Consider the following 18,004-nt stretch of genomic DNA (forward strand, 5'->3'; position numbering starts at 1 on the left):
TTATTGTAAGAAGCTCAGTTTTCATCCGACATAGTCTTTAATTGTTCACCAGTTTCATTGAACCTTCATTGTATCTTTCCCCTACATTAGGGTATTTTTTCAAGATGGCATCAATGGTATCCAGATCTGATTGAGAAAGTTCAATATTGACGGCTGCAATGTTTTCTTCAAGATATTTGATTCGTTTTGTACCAGGAATCGGGATAATATCATCTCCCTGATTCAACACCCATGCTAAGGCAAGCTGGGTTCCTTTTACTCCTTTGGAAGCTGCAAATTCGTTGATTTCGTTAGCCAGTTTGGTATTATTTTCAAGATATTCCTGCTGATAACGCGGTAATGATTTTCTGAAATCGTCATCACCCAGATTTTGTGCATCATAGATATTGGTGAAGAGTCCTCTTGCCAACGGTGAATAAGGAACCAAAGAAATCCCCAGTTCTCTGATGGTTGGTAAAATCTCATTTTCAACATCTTTCGTAAGGATAGAGTATTCTGACTGCAATGCTGCAATAGGGTGAATTTTATTAGCTTTTCTGATAGATTCTGCCGAAGCTTCAGACAATCCAAGATATTTCACTTTTCCTGCCTTTACCAATTCTGCCATTGCTCCTACCGTTTCTTCTACAGGAACATTAGGATCTACTCTATGTGCATAATACAAGTCGATTGTATCGATCTTTAATCTTTGAAGGCTTAAATCTACAGCCTGTTTTATCCATTCCGGAGAGCCGTCGAAATAAGTTCCCGGAGCACCGCTGTGGCTTGCCTTACCATCTTTAAACCTGAATCCGAATTTGGTAGCAATGAAGATTTTATCCCTGTTCGGAACTAAAACTTTAGAAATCAGTTTTTCATTTTCTCCATTGGCATACATATCTGCTGTATCCCAAAAGTTAACTCCTAAATCCAAAGCTCTGTGCAGGGTATTGATACTTTCCTGCTCGTCGGTAGGACCATAAGCGAAACTCATTCCCATACATCCTAAACCGATTGCTGATAACTGTTCTTCTGTGTTTCCTAATTTTTTAAATTTCATGATAGGTATGATTTAATTTTACATGACAAAATTAGAACATCAGGAAGTCAACCCTGATATAGAATTCAAACTAAGAATTATAAAATTCAAACAACATCCATTCTTAAGGCATTGGGAGTAATTCCGGTTTGTTTTTTAAAATAATTGGTGAAATAAGCAGGTTCTTCAAAACCTAATCCGTAGGCAATCTCGGAAATATTCCAATCCGTATGTTTCAGCAAGGCATTGGCTTCCTGAATAATCCTTGCGGTGATCTGCTGGCTGGTTGTTTTTCCTGTAATCTCTTTTACCGAACGGTTCAAAGAATTCACATGAATGGAAAGACTCCGGGCATAATCATTCGGCGTTTTTAATTTCAAAAAGGCCTCAGGGCTGTCGATAGGAAACTGCCTTTCCAACAATTCCATAAATAAAGAGGCAACCCTTTGTGAAGCATTCTGATAGGGTTCGAAACTTTCTGCCGGCTGCATTCTCATCGTCTCATGAATCATCAGATGAAGATATGCTCTCAGCATATCATACTTGTGAATATAATCCGACTGGATCTCCGTCATCATTTTGGTATAGATCTCAGCAAGTATTTTCTGCTGTTCTTCATTTACAAAGAAAACAGGTGTTCCTCCGATCTTGAACAGCGGAGAATCCTGAAGGTTTCCCATACGGCTTCCGTTATGCAGAAACTGATCTGTAAACAGGCAGAACCAGCCTTTCTGATCCTCATCATCCGCTTCCCAGGAATAGGGAATAATGGGATTGGAAAACAATAATGCAGGACGGTCTACTTTGATCCATTTATCAGCATAATGAAGCTTTCCCTTTCCTATAATTAATGAAATTTTATAATAATCTCTCCTGCTGTATGGGGTAAGAGGAGAACAGTATTCCCGTGAAAACACATTGAAGTGTCCCATTTTACTGACCCCAATACATTGAGATGCCAGATTGGGAGCATTCCTTTCATAAAAACCTTTGAGTGATTCGTGTGATTCCATAGATCAAAGTTATAAAAATCAAACAAAATAAATCACATCAGATATTGAAAAATAATATGGCTGACAAAAAATGTCAGCCGTTATAAGTGATAGAGTTGATAATGGGCTTAATCCCAGTCACCGTCATGCCCGTGACCGCGGTGTTTATTTTGTTTTTTATAGTATTTCTCCTGATCTTTATAATACTTTTCCTGTTGTTTACGGTATTTTTTATAATCGTTTTTGTTTCTTCCGTAAACAATTACAGGATTCTGTCCTCTGTAGTACTTCTTTTTAAAGATGATATACTTTTCTCTACCCAGAATTCTTTCCAGCTCTGAATAACGGTCGTTTCTCCATCTTCCCGGTTCCACCACATACACTCTATTCCAGGTATCATAATCACGATATCTGTCATTTAACACATAAATCTGATTAGCCTGTGTTGTTGAAAGCACAAGATCAGTAATTACTCTTTGCCAGTTGATATCAGAGATACTCCTTCTGTAATCATTATAATAATCTGACTGGGCATAACTTAAGCTGAATGTCCCAACCAATAATGCTGTTAATATTAACTTTTTCATTTCATTCCACTTTAAAAATAATTATCAAGTGATAGTCAATTAAAGTGCCAATTATTAATTACAAATACTAATATTTGTTAAAAAAAACCACAAACAACTGATTATCTTTGAATTATTTTCTGTATTTTTTATTAAATTCTTAAACATTAATTATTTTAAGGTTATGATTATATACTAAGAATTATTAAGTAACAACCCTATTACACATTAATAATCAACACATTGCAGATTTATAAAAACACATATTTAAGTTTCGTCTAAAAGCCGTAGAGAATTATATATCGTGTGGCGGGCTAAGCCCATCTCTATTGATCCTGGCATACGGATATTTAATGGTAATATCTTTTATCTTTTATCTTTTATCTTTTATCCACTTATGTTATAAAATTCGTTAAGATTCCCATAAATTATTATTTCATATAGTTTAATTTCGTAATTTTAATGAAGAGAATGTTTTTAAAGAAATTTTCTCAAATTATTTTTGATCAACCAAATCTTACATTGTTATGGAAAATATAAAGTTTCAGGTATCTCAATATCAGGATGAATTGCAGCTACTTATCGATGAGAAAAAGGCAGGTTATATGTCTATAGAGGTTGACGGAAGACTGCTAATTGTATATTATACGAAACTTGACGAAGAGCGTGAGGGAAAAGGATACGCTAAACTATTGCTGGACGAACTTGTACGCTACGCAGAAGAGAAAGATTTGCTTGTAGACCCGGAATGTGATTTTGTAAGACAACAGTTTGAAAATCATCCCGCAAGATATAAAGAAATCTGGCATGCCTGATCAGCTTTCCCACCAGGCTGTAAACTTTTGTTCTGACTGATTCAGATCTACGACCTCTCCGATCATCGGAGTCAGGATGTTCAGTTTTTTTTCTCTTCCAAGAGCCGTTATCTTTTGTAAAGGTTCATTCCACGGATGAAGTGCCAATGCAAATTTGGCAGCATGAACCGGGATAATTCGTTCTGCTTTAAGATCAATAGCAGCCTGAATAACATCTTCCGGCAATGTATGGATATACCTCCATGCCTCTCCATATTGTCCATTCTCAAGAACAGCATAATCGAAAGGGCCATATTGTTCGCCTATTGTTTTAAAATGAGAATCATAGCCACTATCTCCGCCTAAGAAAATTCTTTTTGTAGGTGTTATCAGAACATAGGAACTCCATAGCGTATCATTCTGCCTTACCCTTCTGCCGGAAAAATGTCTGGCAGGAGTAAAGACAATTTTTATATTATTTTCCAGGGCAACTTCTGTTCCCCATTCTTCTTCAATAAGTTTGCTCTCAGAATAACCCCATCTTTCCAGATGTGCCCCTACTCCTAAAGGAATAATGGCCTTTTCTGTTCTTTCTCCGATAGATTTTACAGTTGGGTAATCCAGGTGGTCAAAATGATCATGCGTTATCACAAGATAGTCAATATTCGGAATATCTTCAGGTTTAAAAATATCTGATCCTTTGAAAGCTTTATTAAAGTATTTGAAAGGTGAACCATAAAGACTCAGGACAGGATCTATTAAAAAGGAAACTCCATCAGTCTGCAGATAATAAGATGAATGTCCTAACCAGATCAATACATCCTTATTTTTATCCAAATTTTTCAGATTGGTATGAAGAGATGGAATTTCTTTCAAAGGTTTCAGCAGCGGATCTTTTTTTCCTAAAAAGAAATCATAAGTCACTTTTGACATTTTGTAGCCTTCTGTAAGGGAAGGTGTATGGCTGATATTCTGGAATTGTCTGTTTTTATAGAGTTTCGACTGCCTGATGCGCTTTAGTCTTTTCCCTTTTGGCACGCCGCCAAACGCCTTCATATTGATCACGATAAAAAAGGTAACCGTTAAAACAGCTATACTCGTAATAATCCAGTAAATCATCTGTACAAAATAAATATCAAATGTATTGACTTTTGTTTTTAAATGAAAATATATTCCATTTTACTCCATTTTTTAACTAAATTTATCATGTATTTTAAAAATTTATTATTCATTTAAGTCGGGATTAATTTTAAACTTTTTATTTTAGCACCCTAAAAAAACTCAGATACATTGAAAAATTATTCGGTAATATTTCTTCTCGCTATTTTTTCGTCTTGTGCCTCTGTAAAAAAACACAACGAACAGCGGGCTTCATGTATTCCACCGGAGCAACTTAAAGAGGATGTGGACTTTGCGTATTCAAAATTACAGCAAATGCACCCTCAATTATACTGGTATATTCCCAGAAAGGAACTGGAGCGTAAATTTGACAGTCTCAAGCAAACGATCACCGAATCTCTTACCCCACTTCAGTTTTATTTCAAACTTCAGCCTGTCATTGCCGGAATTCGTGAAGGACATCTTTCATTGAGAATTCCCAGAAAGAAATTTACGAAAGAAGAAATTAAAAGACTGGAACACCAAAAGGGAATGTTCAGCCGTTTTGAATATTATATATCGGGAGACCGAATGTATATCATTCAAAACAAAGATTCTATTGAGCATATAAAGCCGGGAACTGAAATTTTATCCATCAATAATGTACCTGTATCTGATTATATCAAAAAGTACAGAAGCCTGATCAGCAGTGATGGTGACAATACCACTTTTCACCCGTATTTTTTAAAAGATCTGTTCTTTAATTTTTATACTGCCGAAAATGGTTTTGACAGCAAAGCCACTCTTGAAACCCTATACCAGGGAGAAAAAAAGACGTATACCTTAACCAGAGAAACAAAATCTGACGCTGATCTTGAAAAGGATAAGGAAATGCAGAAAAAGACCCCGGAAAAGAAACTGAATGATTATGTAGCTTCAAGTGATTCTTATAACAGAAGCTTCAAGTTTCTGGACAAAGACAGTACTATTGCTTATATTAAGGTAAAAAGCTTCTCAAGGGATTACTCAGATAAGTTTTATAAAAAAGCTTTTGCCAGCATCAACCATTCAAAATCTTCCTACCTCATCATAGATGTCCGAAACAATTACGGCGGTTCATTATATGAAATCAATAACCTGTATTCGTATTTGGCTGATGCACCGTTTACTCTGATAAAACCCTCTCAGCTAACTTCAAGAAATGCACCTTTACGCACCAATTATTTCAGAAAAAGTACTCCTTTAGATTATGCTCTTAAAAGTATCGCTTATCCGAGTTTTTTTCTTGCGCAGACTTTCAGTACCTATAAAAAGGATGGAAAAGTATTCTACAAGATGAAGGCTGACAAACCTACAAAACCTAAAAAGGAAGCCTTTCATGGAAAAGTTTTTGTGCTGATCAACGGAGGCAGCTTCTCAGCATCTTCCATTATTACCGCCAAACTTAAGAATGATAAAAGAGCAACGCTTGTGGGAGAAGAAACCGGAGGTGCCAATGACGGAACTGTGGCCGGATTTTATTCCTACCAGAAGCTGCCCAATTCTGAAATCAGATTTCCGATAGGGCTGCTTTTGGTGCAGCCTAATATTAATTTTTCAGATTCACGGAAAGGGGTTGTTCCGGACGTGACTATTACTGAAAATATGCAGGATATTATTGATCAAAAAGATCCGCAACTGGATTGGATAAAAAACGAAATTGCCAAAGAAAAAGAACATAAAGGGCAGTAATGAATATAGGTTTCGGCGGGCTTTCAGCCCGCCGAAACCTTTTCTATCTTTTTAATTCTTCTAAAAGATCTTCAATATATTGGATATATCTTCCATAGTAGCGTTTATACCAGAACCTTCCTACAATATAAAGCAAAAATAATCCTACGGTTACTGTACTAATTAAGATCACCGCAATCTTCAATTCACTCAAAGGTTTTGGCCACGGGATAAATTCAAGAACAATCAGGATCTCGCATACGAGAAACGGCGCAAAACTGATGTAGTATGAGAGGTAATACTGTTTGTTAAGATTGAGCTGCATCACGAGATCTTTCAAAGAATCATAGGTTTTTGGAGCGGGATTACTGATTTCATTGTACAATGTAAAGAACTTACTGAAAAAGAAAACGGTAACCAAAAGCATGGAGCCAATCAAAACTGTTATATACAACTGAAGTTTAAATGGTCTGCACACAGAGCACACCAGAAAAGCAAAGACAAAGATTCCTATCATCCACCAGAATTCAACACGCATATTTTTACGTATTTTTTCAAGGGGAAGATTCAGTTTATTTCTCTGTTCTATGGTTATTTCGGGAGTTTCCTCCACAATATCTTCGTTCCAGGTATTTTTCAATTCATCGATATTCATTGGATTACTGATTTTAATGTTGGTTGGTTTTTATTTGGCTTAAGATATCTTTAAGTTTATTTTTTGCCCGGTTCATTTTCACTCTTGCATTGCCCTCTGAAATTCCCATCTGTTCTGCAATCTGTTTTCCTGAAAAATCCTCCAGATAATAAAAAATAAAGGCCTTGTCGATAGGATTAAGCTGATGAATAGCCTGATACATTTCAGCCAGGCGCTCTTCTTTACGGTAATCATAGTCTTCCTGAATAATAATTTGGTTAGAAAAGTCTTCATGGGCGATAAAGCTTCTTCTCTTTTCTGATCTCAGGAAAATAATAGCTGTATTCAAAGCAATTCTGTATAGCCATGTTGAAAATTCACTTTCACCTCTGAAACCCGGAAATGCTTTCCAAAGCTGATAGGTAATCTCCTGAAAAAGATCATCGCGGTCATCCTTTTCAGTCATATACATTTTAGAAATCTTAAACAGAATTCCTTTATGCTTTTCAATCTGACTTATAAACTCTTGTTCTAATGAGGTCATGGGCATTTACTCTATAGAGTTAGTTTTCGTTTAAAAAAATTGTTACAGATTTTTACAAAAGAAATAAAAAAACCTGACAGAAAATACTGCCAGGTCTCATTGTGTGTTTTTTAAGCTTTTTACTATTTCCCCGGAATAGCATGAGTCGAAATAATTTTTTCTGACCTGACCAGTTAGGAGAAAAAAACAATCACCTGATATTTTTTCATATCAGGTGATTGTTTTTTGTGTATTTACTTCTTTTATTATTTAAAATCTAAGAAATCATCTTTTTCAAGATAATGGTTCAGAGCTGTGATAAGCTGAGAAGAGCTAATATCAGCACGCTGTCTGAAAGCAAGATCTACCACATCCTGAATATTTTCATCAGAACACATATAATGGAGCTTGTTATGAAAAACAAAATCAGGTAAGATTTCATTATCATCCCCACCAATATCCAAAGGATCTCCGATAAAAATTTTCATTCCGGGCTTAAATTCGTCTGCTGAAGAATAAACTGCATAATTATATTCCGGGTCGAAGGCTGCTTTCCTGTCCTGCTTGTTCTTTACAAGCTCCAGAAATTCTTCTATAGAATACATCTGATTTTTAAAATCATCCATGTAATATTTTTTTTACAACTCAATGTTCTAAAGATAGAAATTTTACAGAAGATACAGTCATTTCTAATTCAGTTTATTTAAAGCTCGCTGTAATGAACCGATATCCAGAAAATCAAATTTTGCTCCCACTATGATAATGATCAGCAGAACAACGGTCAGCAATAAAATGATAAAAAAATACATGGATACAAACCATATCACGGTATTCAGGATGTTTCCTTTAATTCCCATTTTATTCATAAAAAATCTCTGTGAACGTTCAAACCATGTCATTTTCTTTTCAGGTTTTGGACTTATTTCAATTCCGTTAAGCTCATCCACCAGACGCACTACATCATCAATGTATCTTCCGTACATATAATAGATCCAGTATCTGATAATGAAAGCAATCAACAAAAGGGTAATCAGAAGACTGATCCCGAAAATAGCCAGGTTATATTCCCTGTCAAAATGAAAATTGATCTGGATCAGAGACAAAAGAAATCCAAGCGGGATATAAGAAATATAATATGAGATATAAATTTCTTTCGAGATGAGAAGCTGCGTTTTGAGCGTAAACAGATCATAATTTGTATTGGTACTGTTTTTTCCAAGCAGCTTATACAATTTCAGGAAGCGGGAATAAAAATAAACAATAATAGCAACGGTCAGGATCGTGACAAATACTGAAATCGTTTTAATATTAGAATCCTTAGAGGCGAAAGGAAAACCTGTTAACAGCAAAGGCAGTGTTACAATCATCAGCCAGAATTCAGTTTCCATATTCACTTTCAGCATCTGCAGCGGAGAATGTATTTCCTTCTGTTTTTCCAGAGAAATTTCAGGGGATTCCTGTCCTGTATCTTTATTCCAAAGTTCTTTAAAATTTTCTAAATCCATAGTGTTATTTTTAATAGGAATCTGTTCCCTGTCTGGTAATGATCTCTTTCAGCTTTTCTTTTGCTCTCTTCAGCTTTACCCGTGTATTCACTTCAGTAATTCCCAGCTGTACAGCAATCTCTTTTCCGGAAAAACCCTCTAAAAAAAAGAACATAAGGGCTTTATCAATGGGGCTTAGTTGATGGATAGCTTCATACATCCGCTTCATATTCATATCATCCGTATCATTATAAGGTTCCTGCCTGGCACTCAGCCCATCCACATTCTGATTTTGTATAAAACTACGTTTTTTTTCACTTCGCAGAAAAACAATGGCTGTGTTGAGCGCAGTTCTGTACAGCCATGTGGAGAAATCACTTCTCTTTTGAAAATCAGCGTATGATTTCCAGGCCTGGTAAATGATCTCCTGGTAGAGGTCATTCTGGTCGTCCTTATTATCCATATACATTTTAGAGATCTTGAAAATAACACCTTTGTGTTTTTCAATTTTCTCTAAAAATTCTTTTTCGGGTGAAGACATGATTTACACACTGATCCTTAGATGACATTTATAAAAAATGTCATCCTATTATAACACAAAACTCTAATTTCCGGTATTAAGTTAAAAAAATCCTCAACAAATCAAGGTGTTTATTGAGGATTTTTATTTTATGTTAAATACTGTTTCAGTCAGAATCAGAAAATATAATCTGTACTTAAAAAGTTAGAATCATGTTCTCTGACAATAGTATTCAGCAGCTCTTTGTTGGAATCTGTCAGTTTTGCCGCCACCAGAGACCGGATGGAGAATGAACGGAGTGCATCAAAAACAGAAAGTGTTCCTTCTGCACTGTCTTTTCTTCCTGTAAATGGAAAAACATCGGGGCCTCTTTGTGCCTGACAGTTGATATTGACGCGGCTTACAAGATTTACAAAAGGATCAATCAGTCTTGCTACTTCATGAGGATCTTCACTGAAAATACTTACCTGCATTCCGTGGGAGGCATTCACCTGATATTCTATAGGCTCTTCTATATCTTCGAACGGAACAACAGGAATCACAGGGCCAAACTGTTCTTCATGATATAGTTTCATCTCACTGTTTACAGGATATACTACGGCTGGAAAAACAAAAGATTCATCTGTATAGCCTCCATCTTTATTCAAGACTGCTGCGCCTTTCTGCACGGCATCATCAATACATTCTTTCAAGTAAGCAGGTTTGTTCACTTCCGGAAGCGGTGTTACTTTAACGTCTTTTTCCCATGGCAGCCCGGCCTTCAAAGCAGAAACTGCTGCACTTAATTTCTCTGTAAACTCCAATGCCACTTCTTTCTGGACAAATATCAGTTTCAGTGCTGTACAACGCTGTCCATTGAAAGAAAGTGCTCCTAAAATACACTCACTTACCGCTACATCAAGATTCGCATTTTTAGTAACGATGGCTGCATTTTTAGCATCCAGACTCAGGATGGCTCTTAAACGGTTCACTTTCGGGTGTAATTTTTTTAATCCGTTCGCCACTTTACTGGAACCGATAAAAGCCAGAACGTTTACTTTCCCGCTTTCCATAATGGGAGTGATAATTTCTGAGCCTTTTCCATATAATGTATTCACCGTTCCTTTCGGGAAGGCTTCCTTGAATGCGTTCAATAAAGGATAATGAGCAAGGACACCATGTTTTGGCAGTTTAAAAAGGATGGTATTTCCCATGATCAAAGCCGGAATCAATGTGGTAAAAATTTCATTGAGAGGATAATTGAAAGGTCCCATACTTAACACCACGCCAAGCGGAGCCCTTCTGATCTGTGCAATGGTTCCTTCTGCCTGTTGAAAGCGGGAAGATTCCCTGTCAAGATCTTTTAATGCATCAATGGTTTGGTTGATATAATCTACAGTACGGTCAAACTCTTTGGTAGAATCGGCCAGTGTCTTTCCGATTTCCCACATCAGTAGTCTGATAACCAGATCTCTCTGCTGGATCATCAGATATACGAATTTCTGCATGCATTTGATACGTCCTTCCACAGACATTGTCGGCCACTCGCCAAGTCCGTTATCATAGGCTTTTACACAAGCTTCGAGAACTTCCATCGCCTCGTTCGGACCAATATTCGGAATACTTCCCAGAAGTTTTCTTTCCAATCCGTTTTCTGTGGGGATGCATACCGGGGAATAAATTTCGGTAACTTCCCCGTTCCATTCTACCAGTTCTCCATTCAAAAGATAGGTTCTCTGATGGATAACCGGAACTTTATATTCTTCCGGAATTTCGTTTTCTCCTTTAAAAATGCTGTGATGAAATGATGCTGTATTTTCTGAACTCATAAATCTTTCTATTTTTTTATGTGATAAGATTGAAATTGTTTCAAAAGTCAGACTATCTGACTTTTGTCATTCTGACGAAGGAAGAATCTTAATGATAATCTACTATATGAGATTCTTCATTACATTTTATTTCATTCAGAATGACACCTTTGAAACAACCTTGTTTAATAATATAAAGGTAAAAGTAAATTGTGTTGAAAAAAATAATCTGACAATAGATTCGATCTATTTGAATTAAAATTAATCTTAGCTCCTGAAAAAAGAATAATTTAGCTTAAAAATAAATTTCATGTTTTCAAAATTAGTTTGCGGCACACTTCTATTCTTCTCTGCGGTGGGCTTTGCTCAAAAATCTAAAGCGATCAATACAGTTTTAATGGGAGGAAAAGAAGTTCACACTTATGCCAAATTGCCGGCACTGAATAAACCGGCTCCTAAATTTACCCTTACCGATGTGAATATGAATGACCAGACCCTGGATTCCTTCAAAGGAAGATACGTTATTCTGAATATCTTTCCGAGTGTAGACACCGGTGTTTGTTCTGCTTCTGTACATCATTTCAATGAAGAGGCAGGAAATCTTCCCAATACTGTAGTCCTTTGTATTTCCAAAGATCTGCCGTTTGCCCAGAAAAGATTCTGTGGTGCAGAAGGAATTAAAAATGTAGTCATGCTTTCCGATTTCCGTTCCGATTTCGGATGGAACTACGGGGTAGAACTGGTAGATTCTCCAATGAAAGGGCTTCTGAGCAGAGCGGTTGTGGTGATAGATCCTTCAGGTAATATTATCTATGAAGAACAAGTGCCGGATATTTCCCAGGAACCGAACTATGAAGCGGCTATTGCGGCTGTGAAATAATAAATTACATTAAACCATTAAGTGAATTTAAATAGTTAAGAATATTAAGATGAAGATTGATATTCTTAATGTTTCAAAAAAACTCAGTTTCATACTGAGTTTTTTATAATATAACTGTTTTGTTGGAAAAACGCTAAGGCGCAAAATGACATTAAAAACTTTCTGTTGTAAGGCGCAAGGATTTTATCGGAGATAAAATTTCACACCACCACTGTCATTGCGAACCGCAGGTGAAGCAATCTCAATATTCTCCCGCAGATTAGGCGGATTAAGCAGATAAATATGAAAAAGATCTGTGAGATCTGTGGGAAAATAAAGAGTCTTAATTTGTTTTATATTTTTTTCTTTTTGTAGTAATTACGATTACCCCATCTTTGGCTTTTTCGCCATACTTTACTACAGCAGAAGTTCCTTTCAGAACATTCATTGTTTTTATCAGATTAGGATCCAGTGCATTTATTGCCTCAAAATCACTTATTTTCCCATCTACAATATACATAGGTTTATAGACTGCTCCGCTTGAAGGAGCTCCACCAATACGTATATTGCTATTATCTTTAGGTACCTTCCCAATAACTCCTGATAATTTTGATACAATTTCTTTATTTTCCTTTTCTTTGTCTTCTAATAAAGCACTGGCAGGCATTACTGCAACAGAACCAAGCCATTTTCTGTCTCTCTGAGTACTGAAAACAATTTCATGTTCATCTTCAGTCTTTAGGGTATCACAGGTTTTATTTTGCTGTGCGTTAGCACTTACAATCCCTCCTGTTGTCAGCATAAAGCCCACGGCAAACTTCACAAAAAGAGAATTAATATAAGAATAATGCAAATCCCTATTGAGCTGTGATGGATTAAAAGCTCCACAGATTTCCTGCGAAGCATCAGCAAAAACATCTATAATCTCATCATCCGAGGCTCTTCTGAAATCTCGCACGGTTTTGGAACAGACCGCACAAAATCTTCCTTTCTCATCTGGTGTCATGGCATTCCAATTTTCATGACAAGGTTTGGGTATGGTTATTTTCATAGGATTTTTTTCTTATAAAGATGCATTAGTGAAAGAATAGGTTGGAATTACTATTATTTTTTTTGGAAAATAATACCGTACCACTTGCTGAAAATATCAGATTCTCTTTCATCTTACAAAACACATCAAGATAAAAACTTTATACCCTTGCAATTCTCCAACAAAAATTTTGCATATTTGTAGAAAATACGGGTCATGCAAAAAGAAAAACTACGCAATGCAAGAAAAGTAAAAGGCATCACGCAACAACAGATTGCAGATATCATCGCCACAGATGTCTCTAACTACAGCAGAAAAGAAAGTGGAGATGTAAGGATTTTCAATGATGAATGGGAAAAAATTGCCCGTTTTCTGGAAGTTCCCGTAGAGGAAATCTTTGAAGAAGAGGAAGCAAAGCAGATCAATCATTTTGATAATATTACTGGAAGTAGTGGTTTTGGAAATAACATAAATGGTAATCTTTATTGTAACGTTCCAGAGTTCCTTCTAGAAAGCCAAAGAGATTATATAGAAATCTTGAAAAAAGAAAACCAGAGATTACAAGAGGAGCTAAATGCCCTTAAGAAAAAATAAAAAACTCAGCAAATTGCTGAGTTTTTTCCGTAGTTGAAAACGCAAAGATCAAATTAAAGAAATACGATACTCAAGCGGGCAAAGAGGAATCAATCAGGATTGATTTTATGAAGCTGCCGTTTTACATCCCGCTTCATCAGTGGCGCAGCCACATCCCTTTGCTTCCTTATTTTAAAAAGAATAATAATTAAAAGCTTTGCGTCAAAAAACATATTTTGTTGGTAAACGCAGAGGCGCAAAATGATATTCAAAAAAACTGCTTTAAGGCGCAAAGATTTTATCTCCGATAAAATTTCACACCACCACTGTCATTGCGAACCGAAGGTGAAGCAATCTCAATATTCTCCTGCAGATTAGGCGGATTAAGCAGATATTTGGGCATAGATCTGCGAATCTGTGGGAAAATAATCACGTATTACCTGCTGAAAATCTCATATTGAGCGAAGTCGAAATGTTCCTGCGCCTAAAAAAATACTTAAGCTTAAAAACTTGCGTCTTCGCGGTTCTCCAACAAAAAAACCAAAACTTATTTCTGTGGAGTTTCACCACTCTCTTTCTTCTCTGATGTAGAGTTCTTTGCAGCCTTCACCAACTCATTGGTATCACTGTACAGCAATTCCCAGCCTGATACTTCTTTCATTACTGTGAGCAGATTAAGATAAGTTTTCAATGTTTTCTCCAGATCTTTACGGATAGCACTCGCACTCGTCATTTGACGAAGATCGGCATTAGCTCCTGCCTGCTCTGCAAATACTATTTCAAAAGCATCCTGCTTAGCTTTCATCTCTGCAAAGGCTGCATCCAGAGAAAGAAGTGTAATCTTCTGTTTGTTTTCTGTAGTTTCTAATGCTTCTATAAGCTTCTTCATCTGAGCGGTTTGTGAAGAGTAACTCAGCCTGTCCAGGTTCAGCCCAAAAGTTTTGAATACTCCGTAGAGATCCTCTGCCAGCTGATAATTGGCCGCAGAAGGCAGCTTACGATACCCGTTCAGGAAAGATTTCAGATTGGCATAGGCGGTATCTCTTTCGTGATCGGCAGTGGCTACGTCTTTTCCTTTTCCGCTGTAGACCTGCTTTGTATAGACCTTGTCGTATTCCGTATAGGAGGACGCCAAAGCTCCTACCAGAGGATGATTGTCGATAACAGGATATTTTCCGGATTGGGCATTAGAAAGAATTCTCTGAGCTAAAGTAGCAAGATCTTTAGTGCTCAGCTGTGTGAGGGCAATTTTCATTTTTTTGTGTTTTTTGGGATTAATAAATTAACAATCAAATATAGAAAAATTTGTTTTGTTACAAACATACCTGCAACAAACCTCCCGGGGTCCTGGGAGGTTTCCCCCAACTTGCAGGAGAGTTATCAAGTTCTTGGGAAGTTTCAAACATACTTGTTTGTAATGAACGGAGGACTTGGGAGGGGTGTTTTGCTGTTGTTTTAGAGTTCTGGAGGGGTTAGGAGGTAATAACAAATGGATGTTTTGAGGCGGTAAGTATTGAGTTATGGGAAACCGTAATTTCAGCTAACAAAGTTTTTATATATTTGTTATATTAATGATTTTTTGCTGAAAAATCATTAATAAACCATAAATTAAACTAATATCAATGGTAAACAAAGCGAATCCACTATCAATCAAATCAATAGAAATCAAAAAGCTTTTTGGCTATTATGATTATGAAATTCCTTCAAATAATAATTTTGATTTATCACAACTCCTAATAATATATGGTGATAATGGGTCTGGGAAAACGACAATATTAAAAATGCTATTTTGGCTACTTTCCACAAGAAATAAAAGCGGTTATAAAACAAAATTAGCCCAGACAAAATTTGAAAAAATTTCAATAAAATTCCACAATGGGGCTGAAATAGGTGCAATTCGTAAAAATAACAATTACATAGGTGAGTATAATTACTATGTAAAAAAGAATAATAAAAATACAATTTCACTTGACCTAAAGGTTACTCCTGATATTACAATAGATTTGGACGACAGTAGCGAAGATGGAAGAAAGTACCTGAAGATCCTAGAATTTATTAAAAATTTAAACATTTCAGTTTTTTACCTATCTGATGATAGAAAAATACTTAACAGTATAAATTCTTCAGATAATGAATCTTATAGAAATAATATAATATTAAATGAATCTGATATATTGTTTTCTAAGGATTATGAAAAAGTAGGCATTAAAAGATTATTACATGAAAAGAAAGTTGCTTTAGAGCCATCTGTAGATAGATTATTTGAATGGGTAAGAACCAAAGTAATTTCGGGTTCAAAAACTGGAGAAAAGAATTCACAGGTAATTTTTACTGATTTAATTAAAAACGTTTTTACTCCAAATAAAGCAATTCAACAAATTGAGAGTAAAAATGAACTTATTAAAGAAATTGAAAATGTTGAATCACGTGTTGGACCATATGTTAAATTAGGACTAATTGAAAAATTTGACTCCAAAACAATTAAAGAAACCATAACACTATCAAAAGACAATAATCAGTTAAAGCAACTTCAAACTATACTTGCACCATATATAGAAAGTATTAATGCTAAACTGGAAGCATTAGAAAAAATTAAAGATACTCTTAATGCCTTTATCTCTTCTATAAATAATTATTTTACCAATAAAACAATTTCATTTCACCTAAATACAGGATTTAAACTTAAACAAAATGGTGAAGAAATTGAGTTTTCATATCTCTCATCTGGTGAAAAACAACTTCTTTTACTATTTATAAATACTATCACTTCAGCTGAAATTGCAACTATTTTTATCATCGACGAACCAGAAATTTCATTAAATATAAAATGGCAAAGAAACTTGATTGATACTTTACTAAAATTCAGTAATGAAAAAAATATCCAATATATTTTATCAACCCACTCGCTAGAGCTACTTTCTACAAATATAGATAATGTTACAAAACTAGAAAACCTAAATGGAAGTAAAAAAGAAGCTTAAGGAAGTTATTGCTTTATATAAATTGGAAAAAACACTAACTGATATATTTGTTGAAGGCCCTTCAGACAAAGTTTTTTTTCAAAACTATTTAAAAACGCAAAAAAAAGATAGAACAGTTATTCCTATTGAAATAATAGATTTTACTGAATTAGCAAAAAAAGATAATTTAGGACTTGATATGAAATCGAATAGGAATAAATTAATTGTCTTTTCAGAAATTTTAAAGAATATCTCTCCTACTATAAAGATAAGATGTATCATTGATAAAGATTTTGATGATTATCTAGGTAGTATTTCTAACAATCAACTGCTTCGCACCGATTTTAGTTGTTTAGAGTCGTATCTATTTTGTAAAGACGTTGTTGAAAAATTCCTTGATATAGCCGTAGGTAATTTCCCAATTACTACCGATAAAATCATTGATGAATTATCCAAAGTTCTTAAACCTATATTTGCAATAAGGTTGTTAAAGGAAATAAATTTTAAAGGAGCTAAGCTTATTAAAATTGATGGTAATTTAAATATTGATAAAAAAACAGGTGATATAAATTTTAATGAAGAAGAATATTTAAATAAATTTATCAATAGTAATAATCTAGTGAAAAATTCTAAAGTTATAACAGAAAAGTATCGTGAAATTATTAATAGCTTTACATTAGACATTAGAAATTATATGCAGGGGCATGATTTTATAACTATTTTTTATTTATATATTAATAAAATTAAAAATACTAAAAATTTCAAAGAAGACCAAATTGATAAAATATTATTTTTAACTGTTGAAAGTACATCTCTTAATAGCTTTGAGCTATTTAAAAATATATTAACTGATTAATAGTTAATCATATTATTGAAAATAGGTATTTTTCAATATTTTATTCTCAAAATGAATTCAAAATAATCTATGTGTACTTTAGAATTCATTCAACTTTTTAATTAGCAAGTCACAAAAGGATTTGAATATAAGATAAAAACAAAGCTTTCGGATAGACAAATTACCGAGAGTTAATGTTTGTTGAAAAACTCTACACTTGTGGACAAATCTTGAAGAATTAAAAACTATATAGAAAAAGAGAATATGAACTCATCGATTATCAGGAAGCTATGGAAAACTTTTCATAGCTTTTTTTAGGAAATTGTAAAGGTTTTAAAATTGTTGAGATTCCTGCGGAATGACAAACTGTGTGGATAATCTAAGCGCTCACTTTGTCTTTCCGAAGGAAACTAGACTCTTATTATAAAGAAATAAAATACAATAAGGTTATCAATAGAATTGGGCTTTAATACGATATAAAAAGAAAAATACAAAAGGCTTTAGCCAAAACTTAATTTTAAATTTCGGCTCCTATGTTTGCAAAAGAATAAATTTACATACAAAGCAAAAGGGGTGAGAGAACAGTTTTGGCTAAATAACTCAGGAAGTATATTGTGCTTT

General features: G+C 34.8%; 18 protein-coding genes. 6 read left to right on the plus strand and 12 right to left on the minus strand.

What is annotated here, in order from left to right; genetic code table 11:
* Window positions 1–37: 37 nt before the first annotated feature.
* From DEU40_RS14090 to DEU40_RS14100, 3 genes are all read right to left on the minus strand, one after another.
* Window positions 38–1,039, minus strand: a complete 1,002-nt coding sequence (locus tag DEU40_RS14090; RefSeq protein ID WP_110010409.1) for an aldo/keto reductase — start codon at window positions 1,037–1,039, stop codon at window positions 38–40.
* An 86-nt stretch (window positions 1,040–1,125) separates the two neighbouring features.
* Entirely contained in the window at window positions 1,126–2,031 is a 906-nt protein-coding gene (locus DEU40_RS14095) for a helix-turn-helix domain-containing protein (protein WP_110010410.1), read from the minus strand.
* A gap of 107 nt (window positions 2,032–2,138) precedes the next feature.
* A complete protein-coding gene (locus DEU40_RS14100; RefSeq protein WP_110010411.1) occupies window positions 2,139–2,597 on the minus strand; it encodes a hypothetical protein in 459 nt (152 codons plus the stop codon).
* Between the two features lie 506 nt (window positions 2,598–3,103).
* Here DEU40_RS14100 and DEU40_RS14105 point away from each other — a divergent pair.
* Window positions 3,104–3,391 (plus strand): GNAT family N-acetyltransferase, encoded by a 288-nt coding sequence (locus DEU40_RS14105; protein ID WP_062675288.1) that lies wholly within the window; start codon window positions 3,104–3,106, stop codon window positions 3,389–3,391.
* Here the strand turns inward: DEU40_RS14105 and DEU40_RS14110 are convergent, their stop codons facing one another.
* Window positions 3,392–4,489 carry an MBL fold metallo-hydrolase gene (locus DEU40_RS14110; RefSeq protein WP_110010412.1) on the minus strand — a complete coding sequence of 366 codons (1,098 nt, stop codon included), beginning with the start codon at window positions 4,487–4,489 and terminating at the stop codon, window positions 3,392–3,394.
* 315 nt (window positions 4,490–4,804) lie between these two features.
* Between DEU40_RS14110 and DEU40_RS14115 the strand changes: the two genes are divergently transcribed.
* Complete coding sequence (locus DEU40_RS14115; RefSeq protein WP_228406520.1) at window positions 4,805–6,199, plus strand: S41 family peptidase; 1,395 nt, start codon at window positions 4,805–4,807, stop codon at window positions 6,197–6,199.
* A gap of 43 nt (window positions 6,200–6,242) precedes the next feature.
* Here the strand turns inward: DEU40_RS14115 and DEU40_RS14120 are convergent, their stop codons facing one another.
* The 6 genes from DEU40_RS14120 to DEU40_RS14145 all read right to left on the minus strand — a co-directional run bounded on the left by DEU40_RS14120 (window position 6,243) and on the right by DEU40_RS14145 (window position 11,147).
* Window positions 6,243–6,833: a hypothetical protein gene (locus DEU40_RS14120; protein WP_110010414.1), complete on the minus strand. Its 591-nt coding sequence runs from the start codon at window positions 6,831–6,833 to the stop codon at window positions 6,243–6,245.
* A gap of 13 nt (window positions 6,834–6,846) precedes the next feature.
* On the minus strand, window positions 6,847–7,356 hold the full coding sequence (locus DEU40_RS14125; RefSeq protein WP_110010415.1) for an RNA polymerase sigma factor: 510 nt from the start codon (window positions 7,354–7,356) through the stop codon (window positions 6,847–6,849).
* A 245-nt stretch (window positions 7,357–7,601) separates the two neighbouring features.
* Window positions 7,602–7,961, minus strand: coding sequence for a hypothetical protein (locus tag DEU40_RS14130; protein ID WP_110010416.1), 360 nt, complete (start codon window positions 7,959–7,961; stop codon window positions 7,602–7,604).
* Between the two features lie 63 nt (window positions 7,962–8,024).
* A complete protein-coding gene (locus DEU40_RS14135; RefSeq protein ID WP_110010417.1) occupies window positions 8,025–8,840 on the minus strand; it encodes a hypothetical protein in 816 nt (271 codons plus the stop codon).
* 10 nt (window positions 8,841–8,850) lie between these two features.
* Window positions 8,851–9,360, minus strand: a complete 510-nt coding sequence (locus DEU40_RS14140; RefSeq protein WP_110010418.1) for an RNA polymerase sigma factor — start codon at window positions 9,358–9,360, stop codon at window positions 8,851–8,853.
* A gap of 155 nt (window positions 9,361–9,515) precedes the next feature.
* Entirely contained in the window at window positions 9,516–11,147 is a 1,632-nt protein-coding gene (locus DEU40_RS14145; RefSeq protein WP_110010419.1) for an NADP-dependent glyceraldehyde-3-phosphate dehydrogenase, read from the minus strand.
* A 289-nt stretch (window positions 11,148–11,436) separates the two neighbouring features.
* On the opposite strand from DEU40_RS14145, the gene tpx reads away from it, so the two are divergent.
* A complete protein-coding gene (gene tpx / locus DEU40_RS14150; protein ID WP_227944349.1) occupies window positions 11,437–12,006 on the plus strand; it encodes a thiol peroxidase in 570 nt (189 codons plus the stop codon).
* 322 nt (window positions 12,007–12,328) lie between these two features.
* Here the strand turns inward: tpx and DEU40_RS14155 are convergent, their stop codons facing one another.
* Window positions 12,329–13,036: a TonB-dependent receptor plug domain-containing protein gene (locus DEU40_RS14155; protein WP_110010420.1), complete on the minus strand. Its 708-nt coding sequence runs from the start codon at window positions 13,034–13,036 to the stop codon at window positions 12,329–12,331.
* Between the two features lie 195 nt (window positions 13,037–13,231).
* On the opposite strand from DEU40_RS14155, the gene DEU40_RS14160 reads away from it, so the two are divergent.
* Window positions 13,232–13,609, plus strand: coding sequence for a helix-turn-helix domain-containing protein (locus tag DEU40_RS14160; RefSeq protein ID WP_110010421.1), 378 nt, complete (start codon window positions 13,232–13,234; stop codon window positions 13,607–13,609).
* A gap of 526 nt (window positions 13,610–14,135) precedes the next feature.
* Here the strand turns inward: DEU40_RS14160 and DEU40_RS14165 are convergent.
* Window positions 14,136–14,843 (minus strand): DUF6261 family protein, encoded by a 708-nt coding sequence (locus tag DEU40_RS14165; protein WP_110010422.1) that lies wholly within the window; start codon window positions 14,841–14,843, stop codon window positions 14,136–14,138.
* 367 nt (window positions 14,844–15,210) lie between these two features.
* Between DEU40_RS14165 and DEU40_RS14170 the strand changes: the two genes are divergently transcribed.
* Together DEU40_RS14170 and DEU40_RS14175 are read left to right on the plus strand one after the other, a co-directional pair.
* On the plus strand, window positions 15,211–16,569 hold the full coding sequence (locus tag DEU40_RS14170; protein WP_110010423.1) for an AAA family ATPase: 1,359 nt from the start codon (window positions 15,211–15,213) through the stop codon (window positions 16,567–16,569).
* Window positions 16,547–17,404, plus strand: coding sequence for a DUF4435 domain-containing protein (locus DEU40_RS14175; RefSeq protein WP_110010424.1), 858 nt, complete (start codon window positions 16,547–16,549; stop codon window positions 17,402–17,404). Before DEU40_RS14170 ends, DEU40_RS14175 begins: the two co-directional genes overlap by 23 nt.
* The last annotated feature ends 600 nt before the right edge of the window (window positions 17,405–18,004 follow it).

Source organism: Chryseobacterium sp. AG844 (genome assembly GCF_003182335.1).
Taxonomy (GTDB): domain Bacteria; phylum Bacteroidota; class Bacteroidia; order Flavobacteriales; family Weeksellaceae; genus Chryseobacterium; species Chryseobacterium cupriresistens.